The organism is Aquiflexum sp. TKW24L (assembly GCF_023502205.1).
In the GTDB taxonomy this organism is placed as follows: domain Bacteria; phylum Bacteroidota; class Bacteroidia; order Cytophagales; family Cyclobacteriaceae; genus Cognataquiflexum.
This window is the reverse complement of record NZ_JAMFLG010000002.1, coordinates 90,069-103,602: the sequence shown is the minus strand read 5'-3', so window position 1 is coordinate 103,602 and position 13,534 is coordinate 90,069. Positions and strand designations below refer to the sequence as shown.

The 13,534-nt window shown below is 41.3% G+C and carries 11 protein-coding genes; 4 read left to right on the top strand and 7 right to left on the bottom strand.

Translation table 11 applies throughout. The annotated features are described in order from the left end of the window. The first annotated feature begins 34 nt into the window (after positions 1-34). Complete coding sequence (locus M3O96_RS01845) at positions 35-1,051, top strand: Gfo/Idh/MocA family protein (RefSeq protein WP_249718216.1); 1,017 nt, start codon at positions 35-37, stop codon at positions 1,049-1,051. A 24-nt stretch (positions 1,052-1,075) separates the two neighbouring features. Here the strand turns inward: M3O96_RS01845 and M3O96_RS01840 are convergent, their stop codons facing one another. From M3O96_RS01840 to M3O96_RS01825, 4 genes are all read right to left on the bottom strand, one after another. Beyond that, complete coding sequence (locus tag M3O96_RS01840) at positions 1,076-2,464, bottom strand: Fic family protein (protein WP_249718214.1); 1,389 nt, start codon at positions 2,462-2,464, stop codon at positions 1,076-1,078. Between the two features lie 129 nt (positions 2,465-2,593). Continuing rightward, on the bottom strand, positions 2,594-4,480 hold the full coding sequence (locus M3O96_RS01835) for a 6-phosphogluconolactonase (protein ID WP_249718211.1): 1,887 nt from the start codon (positions 4,478-4,480) through the stop codon (positions 2,594-2,596). Between the two features lie 15 nt (positions 4,481-4,495). Then, positions 4,496-5,962, bottom strand: a complete 1,467-nt coding sequence (locus M3O96_RS01830; protein WP_249718209.1) for a sodium:solute symporter family protein — start codon at positions 5,960-5,962, stop codon at positions 4,496-4,498. A 31-nt stretch (positions 5,963-5,993) separates the two neighbouring features. Continuing rightward, positions 5,994-7,346 (bottom strand): Gfo/Idh/MocA family protein, encoded by a 1,353-nt coding sequence (locus tag M3O96_RS01825; protein WP_249718207.1) that lies wholly within the window; start codon positions 7,344-7,346, stop codon positions 5,994-5,996. A gap of 369 nt (positions 7,347-7,715) precedes the next feature. On the opposite strand from M3O96_RS01825, the gene M3O96_RS01820 reads away from it, so the two are divergent. After that, positions 7,716-9,029, top strand: coding sequence for a Gfo/Idh/MocA family protein (locus M3O96_RS01820; protein WP_249718205.1), 1,314 nt, complete (start codon positions 7,716-7,718; stop codon positions 9,027-9,029). 62 nt (positions 9,030-9,091) lie between these two features. Beyond that, positions 9,092-9,853 (top strand): 3-keto-disaccharide hydrolase, encoded by a 762-nt coding sequence (locus tag M3O96_RS01815; RefSeq protein ID WP_249718203.1) that lies wholly within the window; start codon positions 9,092-9,094, stop codon positions 9,851-9,853. A 12-nt stretch (positions 9,854-9,865) separates the two neighbouring features. On the opposite strand, the gene M3O96_RS01810 is transcribed toward M3O96_RS01815, so the two are convergent. After that, on the bottom strand, positions 9,866-10,912 hold the full coding sequence (locus tag M3O96_RS01810) for a twin-arginine translocation signal domain-containing protein (protein ID WP_249718202.1): 1,047 nt from the start codon (positions 10,910-10,912) through the stop codon (positions 9,866-9,868). Between the two features lie 150 nt (positions 10,913-11,062). Between M3O96_RS01810 and M3O96_RS01805 the strand changes: the two genes are divergently transcribed. After that, the gene (locus M3O96_RS01805; protein WP_249718200.1) at positions 11,063-11,902 is read left to right on the top strand and encodes a sugar phosphate isomerase/epimerase family protein; all 840 of its coding nucleotides are present in this window, start codon (positions 11,063-11,065) and stop codon (positions 11,900-11,902) included. 77 nt (positions 11,903-11,979) lie between these two features. On the opposite strand, the gene pyrF is transcribed toward M3O96_RS01805, so the two are convergent. Together pyrF and lolA1 are read right to left on the bottom strand one after the other, a co-directional pair. Beyond that, on the bottom strand, positions 11,980-12,798 hold the full coding sequence (gene pyrF / locus M3O96_RS01800) for an orotidine-5'-phosphate decarboxylase (RefSeq protein ID WP_249718198.1): 819 nt from the start codon (positions 12,796-12,798) through the stop codon (positions 11,980-11,982). Between the two features lie 40 nt (positions 12,799-12,838). Then, positions 12,839-13,495: an outer membrane lipoprotein periplasmic chaperone LolA1 gene (gene lolA1 / locus M3O96_RS01795; protein ID WP_502798893.1), complete on the bottom strand. Its 657-nt coding sequence runs from the start codon at positions 13,493-13,495 to the stop codon at positions 12,839-12,841. Positions 13,496-13,534: the final 39 nt, after the last annotated feature.

The window sequence follows — 13,534 nt, the reverse complement described above, 5'->3', positions numbered from 1 at the left end:
CATCCAAAATTTCCCATTTCAAAATAACAGTCTTATGAAAAATAGAAGCCGTAATTCAAGAAGATTATTCTTAAAAACATCCACTATAGCTGGTCTAGGTTTAGGGATTTATGGGAATTCGTTTGGTTTTTCATCGGATCAAATAAATAAGTCTCAGGGAAAAAAAGTCGGGATAATTGGATTGGATACTTCGCACAGTATCGCCTTTACCAAGGTATTGAATGGACATAAAGATGACCAAATGTATCTTGGCTACCATGTTGTCGCTGCTTATCCCTTTGGAAGTAAAGATATCCAATCGAGCATAGATAGAATTCCCGGTTACACAGAAGAAATCCAGAAAATGGGATTGGAAATTGTAGGTTCTATTGCAGACTTGCTTCAAATAGTAGGTGTGGTTTTATTGGAAACAAACGATGGAAAGCTTCATTTAGAACAGGCTTTGGAAGTATTTAAAGCTGGAAAGCGCATGTTTATAGACAAACCTATGACAGCTTCATTGAAAGATGCCAAGGCTATTTTTGAAGCTTCGCAAAAGTATAAAATCCCGGTTTTTTCTGCTTCTTCGCTCCGCTATATTACAGGGATAGACAAAATTGACAAAAGCACCGTTATAGGTGCCAGTACATTTAGCCCTGCCGAATTGGAACCTTCGCATCCGGATTTATTCTGGTATGGGATACACGGAGTGGAAACCTTATTTACTGTAATGGGTACAGGATGTGCGTCTGTTGTGAGGGTGTCTACAAATGATACAGATGTGGTCACCGGGATATGGGAAGATGGAAGAGTGGGGACTTTTAGAGGAACCCGAACAGGCAAGCATGATTATGGTGGTACGGTTTTTACCCAAAACGGAAATGTGGTTTTAGGCCCTTATGCCGGATATGAACCTTTGCTTTTGGATATTGTAAAATATTTTGAGACGGGCATTGTGCCGGTGCAGCCTGAAGAAACGCTTGAAATTTTGGCTTTTATGGAAGCAGCAGATATCAGTAAGAAGCTGGGAGGGAAGCCTGTTTCTGTGAGAGAACTATTGGATAAAAAGTAAAAAGGTCAAGGTAAAAATTTGTCCTTACCTTGACCAGTTTTCTTTCCAAATATGGAATTCAGCTGGAGAAACCCTGAAACGGGCAAAACTTCCCTCATGAACGCCTAGTAATTCTGACTCCACATATTCAATGAACTTATTCTGATCGGTTTTCAGAATTTGATTAGCTTTCTTTTTGATCCTTTCTGATCCTTCTTTGGGACTCAGGTTATTTGAGATGATCTCAGTGACAAGTTCTCTGATTTCATTTCGGTATTGGGTCCTAAATGCATCAGGTTCTCCTACTGTTTGTCTGATAGCAGCATACCGGATTGCGGATCTTTCATAAGCCCAAATAAAAACATCCTTCAGCAATTCAATCCTGTTGAGCTCATAAACCCCCAAAATCGCCTCTACATAGACCTCATTTGGGACATCCACAAACGAAAGAGGAGACAGGTTATGTTTGAAGAACGGAATATTTGCTGCAAGTCTCGAGGTCCGTTTGTTGACATCATCAAATGGCTGCAAATAAGGGAAATGCACCATAATGAAGAAGGCTTGCTCAAATGGATTCTGAATCTCCTTGACTTTTTGCAAGATCAACTCAAATTGGTCTGCTATCAGTTGGGGAATTGACAATGGCGTATAGGCAGATTTATGGATTCCTACCGGAATGGACCTCAGGCGGCCTATGGAATTCTGGTCCTGCAGAAGGTTATCAGCCAATAGCGCATGAAGATTTAGAATGATATAGGAATTGAATTCCAAATCATCTCCCAACTGTACCAAAAATTCTATAGCCTCTTTATGGTTGAGGATCATTTGGGATTCTTCGATGGATTTTCCATCGGCAGATTCACCAAAATTCACCAACCTTTGTGTATCCAATAAAGAATAGGTATTTCCTTCCAATCTGCTGGAATTCCAACTCAGGTCAATCAGCAACCTGCTCAAAACCTCTTTGGCATGGGTTCCTGCCGGTTGGTTTTGATTTCCGGTTTTACCCAATTCTGTCAGTGTTTTAATTTCTTTTTCTGAGAGGTATTGGTCTACATTGGGTCGGTAGGATTCCAAGAACTGCATGTTGTACCCTACTTTTGGTCTGCTGATCAATGGTTTGGCTAATGCATCTTTGATCTTTTTTCCTTCTTTGGAAATTGGAATTTCTTCCTTTTTTTCCACGATATACTTTGGTGGTTCACTTTCTCTGACCACATTTCTTTCATAGACAGGATGGTATTTTGTGGCCTTTGAACCTCCGGTTACATAAACTTCCCCCTTTTCTTTTAGGATTTTGAGTCTTCGCTGTAATGTTCTTAGCTCGATTTCAAAATCAAGATTTTCTTTGATTTCTACCAAAGTGATTCCTTCAGGAAATTTTACCAAAATTCCCTTGATGGCATTTAATTCTTTGGTTTTTGGAATTTTCATCTCTTTCTATTCGCGACAAATATATATATTTTTATGTCGTGAAATTAATATTTGCGACAATTTATTCTTAATTCGCGACAATTATTTGTCGCGAATTAAATTAATTTGTCGCGAAAGGTCTGTTTTACGTCAAATTTTGAAAACCTCTCCGTTCTTAACGACTTTGTGGATTTTAATTTTTCCGCTGTCTCGGAGTTTGAAAAATACGAGGTCGGTATTGGTATTTGGTTTTTGAAAACCGATTCCTAAATAAGCCGCCGGTATGACTGAGGCCATTTTCCAAGCCATCGAAAGGTCTGCTAGCTTTTTTTCAATCAGGTATTCTATGCCTTCAAGGAGGGTTTTACTTGCTCCTGCCAATAATCCATTTCCGTTTTTCAGGGATAATTTTCCATTTTTGGACAGGATTACTTCATCTCCGATATGGGTTTTGTATTGTCCGGGAGGCATTCCGCAAAACTTTGTTCCATCACTCACCAAAAAAGCTTTTTCTCCTTTTACCTTCAAAACCACTTTCAAAAATGAATCCGGTACATGAAACCCGTCTGCGATCAAACTCGCATGTAGTTGATTCAAGGCAAGTTGATCCCAAAGGATATTGGGATGACGCGGAAGCATCAGCGGAACGGCATTTCCAAGATGGGTAGAAAGGCTTGCTCCTGCTTCTACTCCTTTTGCCAAATCCTCAAAGGTGGCATTGCTATGTCCAATGGCTACTTTTATTCCATTGTCGCAACATTTTTTGATGAATGAAAAAACATTTTCCAACTCAGGTGCCATGGTGATGAGCTTGATTCTTCCACCGGATGCATCCTGAAATTTGCTTACCAAATCCCATTTTGGTTTTTGGATATATTTAGAATTATGGGCTCCTTTCGCCCCCTCTTCTGAAGAAATAAAAGGACCTTCCAAGTGAATCCCTCCGATGCATGCAGCAATCAAGGGATTATTATCACAGGCTTCTTTGAAGGTAGATAAAATTGAGATGATGACTTGATCTTCGTTGGTAATCAGGGTTGGAAAAATGGTGGTGACGCCTTTGCTCAACAAAAAGTGTGTGGCACTTTCGATATCCGACACAGAGAGATTTGGATCATTGAAATCAATACCATTGACACCATTTACTTGCAAATCCACCAAACCGGGGCCAATAACAAAATGGTCATTCAACTGTTTTTTGGATGGTTTGACGCTTGTGGTTATAAAATTCCCACTTGAATTGAGAACAGACAGCTTTCCAGTCAGGCAATCAATTCCGATATATTCATTTTTATCATTTGGTTCCAAAATTTCAGGATTTGATTGGATATCCAAAAAGAGATGGCAATTGGCGTGGACTCTCAAAATTGAGGCCGGGCATTGCGTTTCTATCGGACCTGAAATGGTGTCGGTGACAGCATGTCTTTTGTTTTTGCCGGGCACGACGCAACAGATATAAGCCGTGTCAAGAAGGGCGGTAATTGTCAGTGTCAAAGCATGGCTCGGTACTTCTTCCAAAGCTGAAAAGCAACCATCATTGACCTGTTGCTGCCTGCAGACCCGGTCTAGCGCTACCATTTTTACTGTTTTTGAATCATTGAAATCTGCCACAGGAGGATCATTGAAGGCAATGTGTCCGTTTTCACCGATCCCCATACAGACCAAGTCAATAGGAGCTTGAAGGAGCAAAGAGGCATAGCGGTCACATTCTTCCTCCGGATTTTTGTTGCCATCAATGAGATTTATTTTCCCGAAAGGCAACTTGTCAAACAGTTTTTCTTTTAGAAAATTGGAAAAAAGTGCTGGTGAATCCTTGCTTAGACCCACATATTCGTCCATGTGAAAGGCGGTTACTTTTTCCCAAGGTATTTTGGAGGAGTTACTTAAAGCTGCTAAAAATTCATTTTGTGAAGGAGCCGCAGCAAAAACAATTCGCACATTTTCTTTTTCTTCCAAAACATTCAATATCCTTTCTTCTACTGCTTTTGCTGCAGCGTCGCCCATTTCTTTTCTTGAATCGAATACAGTCAGTTCCATGGTTTCTGATAGGTTTTATTCTTTACTGATTTCCTGAAGCATTGCTTTTACTTTGTCGGAAACAGTTCGGATTTGGGCAAGTCCAATAAATACATATACTAAGGTAGATACGATCAGAGGAAGGCTCACCTGCAAAGCCAAGCTACTGATTTCAACATTCTTGGTGATGATGAAAGTGATGAGTCCGGCAAAAATAGAACTGATGGCTGCAACTGGACCGCAAGATTTGAAGGCAGGAATAACCCCAAAAAGCATCGGAACGGCAATCGGTCCTACCAATGCTCCAAACCAAGTGATGATCAAGCCGAGAATTCCCCCAAAATATTCATATTGAAGGGCGACAATGATGGTCAGCAGGGTGAATATGAAAGTCGTAACCCTTGCCGTAAGCAATGAAATTTTATCTAAGCTGAATTTTTCCGAAATGTTTGGCAGGATATCTCTAGTGATCACGGCGGAGATAGTATTGATGTCAGAGGAAGTCATGGACATTGTATTGGCAAAAAGGGAAGCTATCACCAGTCCTACCAAACCTGAAGGTAAAAGCAAAAGGGTCAGCTGACCATAAGATTGACTTGGATCCGCAAGATTTGGAAGCAAAATAGGTGCAGCCCACATTGGGAAAAACAAAATTAAAGGCCAAATCAAATATAGCCATCCGGATAGCCTTGCTGCTTTGGTAGCCTGGGATTCCGAGGGGGAAGAAATATACCGGGTGGCAAGATTCCATTGGCCACCATTGTAGGATAGGAAATTTATAAACAAAAAAGCAAAAGCAAAACCGACACCATAGGGGTCATTAAATGGCTGACTGTTTCCTGATGGTAATTTATCCCAAATGGTAAATATACTTTCCAGTCCATCAAGCTTGTATAACACAGCGAAGAACATAACGAGTCCTCCCAAAAGTTGAATGATAAATTGTGCAAAGTCAGTCATCACCACCGCCCATAATCCTCCAAAGGTGATGTACAAAAGAGAGATTCCTCCTGATATCAGAATGCCAATTGGAAGACTGATGCCGGTAAAAACATTAAGCAAAATGGCAATAGAGGCCCATTTTGCGCCGATATCGAATAGTTTTAACAGCACGCCGCTCCAAGCCATGATCTGTTGGGTGAGGATATTGTAGCGTCGGGCAAGGAATTCAAGAGGGGATTGGATATGGAATTTCTTGCGAAGCCTGACCCACCGCACGGGAAATATTTTGGCACTGGCCAAAATTGTCAAGCCGATAGTAAATGCCCACCAAACATATATTGTAAATCCATGTGTGTAGGCAATGGCTGCATAAGCAACAAATACCGCCCCACTATATCCCGAGACGTGGTGGGAAATTCCTGATAGCCACCAAGGCAAGTTTCCTCCAGCGACGAAATAATCGTCAGCGCTTTTATTTCGGAAATAGGAGTAAACCCCGATCACCAACATCAGGAGAAAAAAAGCAGTGATTACAATCAGGTCAAGGGAAGTAAGCTTCATGGTAGGGTGGAGGTGGAGTGGGAAATTGGGTTTACACTTTTGGTTCCCACCCAGGTTGGTAATCCCTTTGCCAATATTTCTTCGCCTCTTTGCTCCCGATAATATGGCCGTTTTTAGGATCCACGTTCAATGTCTCACCGGTCCTTTGCGCAATATTTCCCAACTGGACCAAGAGTGTACTCGCCTGTCCCCCGATAATTTCTGCTGCTAGTGGAGTTCCTTTTTTGATTCCTTCAAACATGTTTTGGATATGGATCGCATCAAGTTCTTGGGTCGGATCAGAAAGATTTCGCGCATCAACAGGACGGTCGTATTTGACTTCTTTGACAAGTTTGTTTTTTAAGTCATAAATGGAGTAAGCATTGCCACCTCCGATATTCACAGAACCCTCTTCCCCGTAGAAAATCACACCCACACTCGATCCTTCATTGTTAATACCGTTACAACTTCTTCCTTCCCAACTGATCATACTTTTGTTTTCAAATTCCAGATTGATCATTTGGGTATCCGGGGTTTCCCAATCGTCCTGATAGCGGTACCTTCCACCTGCAGAAGTAACTTTTGTCGGGAATTCCACTCCCAATCCCCATCTCGCCAAATCGACCATGTGCGTACCATTGTTCAATGCTTCGCCTGTTCCCCAATTCCAGAACCAATGCCAATTGTAATGGATGATATTGTCCCGATAATCTTCTCGTGGGGCTGGGCCTTGCCATAAATCATAATCGAGATGGGAGGGGACTGCCACTTTTTTTCCGATACCGATCGGTCCCCGGTTGTTGGTGTACCATGTTTTGGCATAATAAGGCCTACCGATTGCACCATCATGGACTTCTTTGATGGCGGCGGCCACATTCGGCCATGACCTTCTTTGGTTACCCATTTGGATCAATCTTTTGTATTTGGCGGCAGCTTGAAGCAATATTTCTCCTTCGTTGGGATTATGGCTGGAAGGCTTTTCTAGATAAACATCCTTTCCGGCTTTGCAGGCGAGAATGGCTGCCGGGGCATGCCAATGGTCAGGGGCTGCAATCACCAACACGTCTACATCCTTGTCTTCCAGGCTTTTTCTAAAATCAGGAGTAGCTTTTGGCGTAGAGTTTTGGATTTTGGAAACCGCGCTGATGCATTTTTCTGCTGCTAATTGATCTACGTCGCAGATATGGATGACCTCTGCATTTGGTTGGTTTGCAAAATTCTGTGCCAAGGCATTTCCCCTGCTGTTGACTCCCATCACTGAAATCTTGATTCTATCATTGGCTCCAATGATTTTTCCATAGCTCTTTGGACTGAAGGCAGGAAGTATTCCTCCAATCGAAAAAACCGCAGTACCTGCGATGGATTTTTTGAGAAAATCTCTTCTGGAATCTGTAGATGGTTTCATATTATCAGGGGTGTTGTAAGTTAATTTTGTAGAAATGGCTCGAGGTTAGATATCCTTTCTTTACAATATATTGATTAATTGCGGGGCTCAAAAGATTTTTTACTGGACAGGTAAATTCAAAATCTCCACCACTTTCAACTTTGTTCCAATGGATTTTAATTGCCGCTATTTCATTTTTATTTATTCAAAGCTCCTTAATTCAATAATCTTTTAGTCAATCCTTCCAAGAAGGATTATAGGTTTGAGATTCAGGTCTAATTCTAATTCTTTTTGAAATAGTCCTGATAAATAGTATTTTACTGGTAATTAAGAATTTGAATGAATTGAAATAAATTCTCATATCGATACCCAAAATAATACTGCCACCATATGTCAGATAAAACATATTCACCCGAAAAAAAAGACCGGAGGGAATTCCTTAAATCCACCGGGACGGCCTTGATAGGAAGTGCCGCTCTACCTTTTGTATTTCAGATCAATCCTGCTTATGCTAGCAAAAACAATACACTCAAAGTGGGTTTGATTGGCTGTGGAGGCAGGGGAACCGGAGCGGCACTACAGGCTTTGAAAGCTGATAATGACGCCGTCCTGACCTGTATGGGAGATATATTTTCCGATTATTTGGATGAATCTTATCAGGCACTTTTTGAAGCAAATCCCAATCAGGTCAAGGTGGATAAAGAAAACCGTTTTGTGGGTTTTGACGCCTATAAGAATGTAATTGAATCCGATGTGGATGTCGTTATCCTTACTGCTCCTCCTGCATTCCGGCCTGGTCATTTCAAAGCTGCGGTTGCGGCAGGTAAGCATGTCTTTTGTGAAAAACCCGTAGCGGTGGATGCTCCCGGAGTTCGGAGCGTTTTGGAAACAGCCAAAGAAGCGAAGGCCAAAAATCTTTCTGTGGTATCAGGGTTTACTTTTCGATATGATTTTCCCAAAAGAGCTCTTTTTGAAAGAATCAATAAGGGAGAGATTGGTGAAGTAGCTTCCGTGCTTACGGTAAGAAATGGGGGAGGATTATGGTACAAAGACAGAAAGCCAGAATGGAAAGAAATGGAGTACCAATTGAGGAATTGGTATTACTATGATTGGCTTTCGGGCGATTATATTGTAGAAATGATGGTGCATAGTCTTGACATGATGTCATGGGCTTTTGGTGACAAACTTCCTGTCAAAGCCACGGGGTCGGGTGGAAGACAATCACGAACCGAAGAAAAATATGGAAACATTTTCGATCACTTTGCCATAGAGTATGAATATGAAAATGGTGCAAAAGGAATCCATTTCAGTAGACAGCAGCAAGGGGCTTCCAATGTCAACAAGGCAGAAATCATGGGAAGAAATGGAAATGCCATTGTGGACATCGGAAGACAAATCCATCGAATTGATGGTCAAAATGCTTGGAATTATGAGGGTGAAAAAAACAATCCTTATGAAACCCAACATGAGGAATTATTTGCGGCTATAAGATCTGGCAAACCAATCAATGAAGGAGACCTGATGGCAAACAGTACGATGTTGGCGGTTTTGGGGAGAATGGTCGGCTACACCGGGCAAACCATCGGATGGCAAGAAGCGCTCAACTCCACCCAAACTTTAGGGCCTAAATTGGAGGAATATGATTGGGATCTCAAATGGCCTGTCCCCGCTGTTGCCATCCCAGGAAAGACCAAGTTTTTTTGACCAAACTTTCCTTCCCCGATAGATTTCCTTTTTAAAAATCCTTTCCAAAAAATTTCCGCCAAATGAAAATCCTGAAATCATTGTCCTTTGTCTTTCTCCTATTTCTAGCGCAAAATTTCTCAGCGCATTGTCAGGAATATCTATTTGAGTTTGGAAAATCAAGAGGAATAGAAGCCCTCATTTCCGATCAGTCGCCAAAAGAAACTCCTTTAAAATGGTATAATGTCAATACAGAAAAAGACACCTGGTATTTTGAAGGGCAGGAACTGGTATGTAGGGGATTGCCCATTGGAGTGATCCGATCTGAAAAGCAATATGAAAACTTCATCATGCACATCGAGTGGAAGCACATGGAACTTGGGGGAAACTCAGGGACCTTTGTTTGGAGTAGTGCTGTCCCCGGAGAACAAAGGCTGCCTGATGGCGTAGAAGTGCAGATGTTGGAATTGGATTGGGTAAATCAAAACAAAAAAGACGGTGTCTTACCTCCAATTGCCTACGTTCATGGTGAATTGTTTGGAGTAGGCGGAGTGACTACTGTACCTGATACCCCACGGGGAACCCGAAGTAAATCCATAGAAAACCGTTGCTTGGGCAAGGGAGAGTGGAATACTTATGTGGTCATTTGCGTCGATGGTGTGATAAAACTCTCTGTAAACGGAAAGTTTGTCAATGGCATCAGCCAAGCAAGTCAAAAGAAAGGATATATCTGCTTGGAATCTGAAGGCGCCCCGATTCATTTCAGAAATCTGAAAATCACAGAATTGCCTTCAGGAGTTATCTCGGCAGAACAAATCGCTCCTCTTTTGACCTCTGGAAATTAAAGACTTGAAGGATTATACCCGTGTAAGTTTGATGGGATAACTTTTTGAGGCATTCCACTGACAGACATAGATATTCTCATCTTGATCTATGCATACATCGTGGCAATGTTTGAAAATTGGCTCTTTTTGAATCATCAATTGGAGCTCTCCATCGATGTATTTTGGTTGGGTACCACCAGGATTAGAGACGACTTTATTGTTTTCATCCAAAATCGTTACAAACCCTGAGTTGTCCATTTGCTCCAGATATTTGGATCTTGACCAACAAACCCCCGCATAGAGATTTTTGCCATGGATGACAGGTCGGCAAACAAAAGCTCCGGGAAGGAAAAGCGTTTCCAAATATTCACCTTCCATTGTAAACCTTTTGAATGAATTATGTCCACGGGAAGTACAAAGTAGGGTAGGAGTTCCTGCTTTTCTTTGATCGACGGCTATTCCATGGACTGTTTTGAATTGGGCATCACCGTGTCCATCACCGCCAAACATCCGTATAAATTTTCCCTTGCTGTCATATTGAAGTACATACTGCGAGCCATAGCCATCGGTGATATACAAGTCACCATTTGGTGCGACGACAGTTTCGGTTGGAGTGTAGCGCATCCCTTCTTTATAGATTCCCTGACTTGTCGGTGTAGCTGTTTCTGTGATTATTTTTCCTTTAAGATCGGTTTTGATGACCCTGCCGCCATTGTCTACGATCCATAAAAACTCCTCCCCACCTTCATTGGCAAGACTTAGACCATGTGCAGATCCCAAACCCAAAGTCCAAGAATCGATGTATTTTCCCGATTGGTCGTAGATAAGGATGTTGTTTTTAGCCTCATCGGTTACCATCAGCAGTCTGCCTTTTTTGTCCATGACCATTTCGTGGCAATTGACCACCGGAAATTTGGCGGGATCAAGATTTCCCCAAGAGGTATTTACTTTATATTTGAAATCCCCGTGACCAATGATGGTGTCAGGTTGGGTTGCAAAAGAAATAGAAGGAGCTATCGCCATTGTGGCGCCTGCCAAGGCGGATTGCTTGATAAATTGTCGTCTTGAAAAATCTTTCATGGGTTAATATGTTTTGGACAAGTAATTTAGCAAAGTATCGCAAAAATCACATTTTGTTTTTTTAGTATGGAAAAAATTCCATCAGTCACATTCTTGGATGTCATTATAATCTGATTTACTAACTTCCTCCAAACAAACCCATTAGGACCTATGAAAAACCTTATTTTAAAATTATTCAGTTTAGTTATTGTGATTATCATATCAGCACAGGTACATGCACAAGAGATTGCATTGCAGATGTATAGCCTGCGCAATGAAATGAAAACCGATGTCAAAGGTACCCATGCACTTATCCCCAAAATGGGAATCAAATTCCTTGAAGGTGGTGGAACTTACGGCATGAGTCAGGATGAATACAAAACTTTTATTTCAGGACTTGGCCTTTCGGTAGTGGGTGTCGGGGCAGATTATAAGCAATTGCAGGAAAATCCGCAGGTGATCATAGACAATGCAAAAGCTTATGGGGCAAAATATGCAACTTGTACCTGGATTCCCCATACTTCGGGAAAATTCAGCATCAAAGAGACGCAAGCTGCTGTGGAGCTTTTCAACAAGGCAGGTAAAACCCTAAAGGATGCCGGAATTACTTTGTGTTATCATCCACATGGCTATGAATTTACGGCACATGGCGAAGGTGTTCTATTTGATGAAATGCTCAAAAATGCCAAAAACTTCGATTTCAATATGGATGTGTTTTGGGTGCAGATGGGTGGAGGTGATCCTTTGGCTATCATGAAAAAGTACCCTAACAAATTTCCCTTGCTCCACTTAAAAGACAGGGCCAAAGGTACCCTGGGAAGTTCTGATGGAAAAGGAGATGTAGAGACTAACGTGGTACTCGGAACAGGAGATATCGACATTAAAGGACTGATCAAACAAGCTCAAAAGTCAGGTGCGAAATACCTGATTATTGAAGATGAGTCTTCTAGGTCTGTTCAACAAATCCCGCAAAGTGTGGCTTACATCAAAAAAGTGATGGCTGAGAATTAATCTTTAATGGATGAAATAAAAAAAGCCATGGGATCTTTTAGAAGTTTCCATGGCTTTTTTTATGATTTGATATGGCTTTAGAAGCAATATTGGTTTAAAAGAACTTCCATTTCCTGTTGTAGCTTTTTAGCTTCTTTTCTGGCTTCGGATCCAAAATCAGCACCTTTTCCTGCGTAAATGATTCCTCTCGAAGAGTTGACCAATAGTCCGCAGTTGCTGTTCATTCCATATTTGGCTACATCTTCCAGACTTCCACCTTGTGCCCCAACTCCAGGGACAAGAAAGAAATTCTCAGGGACAATGTTTCTTACCTCACCGATTTTTTCTCCTCGTGTCGCTCCGACTACATACATCATATTGTCCGGATTGCCCCATTTGCTGCTCTTTTCTAGGACTTCTTGATAGACTGGTTTACCATTTTTCAACTCAGAAAATTGAAAATCCAAACTACCTTCATTGGAAGTCAAAGCCAATAATATGACCCATTTGTTTTCGTAAGAAAGAAAAGGGCTAACGCTATCAATGCCCATGTATGGAGCCACTGTAATGGAGTCAAAATTCATGGTTTCAAAAAATGCTTTGGCATAAAGGCCGGAAGTATTTCCGATATCGCCCCGCTTGGCATCTGCTATGCTAAAAATATTTTGCGGAATATAATCCAAGGTCTTCTGAAGGCTTTCCCAACCTTTTGGACCCAATGCCTCATAGAATGCAATATTGGGCTTGTAGGCCACTGCAAAGTCTGCAGTTTGATCGATTATCTGTTTGTTGAATTCAAAAATGGGATCATCCTCTTTTTGCAGATGGCTTGGGATTTTATTGAGATCAGTATCTAGGCCTACGCACAAAAAAGATCGCTTGATTTTGATTTGTTCAAATAATTCTTGTCGGGTCATTCTGAATAATTTTTCCCAAAAGTAGGGATAAAAATCAAAATCAGCGGAGATCGATTATTTCTACCTTTCCGTATTTCTGCGGATTGAATGTGAAATAGTCATCTGTCAGTTCAGCATTGGTATTGACAGACTTGAACTTGTATTTAAAAATACCACCTTGGTCATCATAGATTTCCCAACTGATCAGGTCCTTTCTATTTTTATCAACAAACAACTTTACCCTTTTGAATGGTGCGTTGGGCTTTTCGGCGGTGAGTTCTACTTCTTGGATTACCACACCGTTTTCTGTCTTTTCCCCTAGCAACTTGTAATTATATCCTTTTTGGTAAATGTTGTACACAGAAGACGGGGTCAGTTCATTTTCCATATCGGAGGCATTGTTGATCGTCACCTCCTTGTAATTGTCAGATACGATGTAGGTCCACACAGTTTTTCCATTGTTGAAAATCTCCTGCTCAGGTAATTTCAGATGATATTTATCTCCTTTGATGGCGATTTCACCGTTCTGATTTTGGACGCGACTATCAGAAACATCTGAATAAGAAAACTCAAAACTTGCTTTGAGTCCTTTGTTGGATGCATATTTTTGACTGACCCCGTCCAAAACTGCTTTGGCTTTTGGATCCTTTGATTGTGCAAAAGCCAAACTGGCAAATGCACTTAGGAAAAATAAAATTAGTGGGAGTTTTTTCATTATGGTAGAAGAGGCAAAGGCCTCTGTATTTAAATTCTGAAT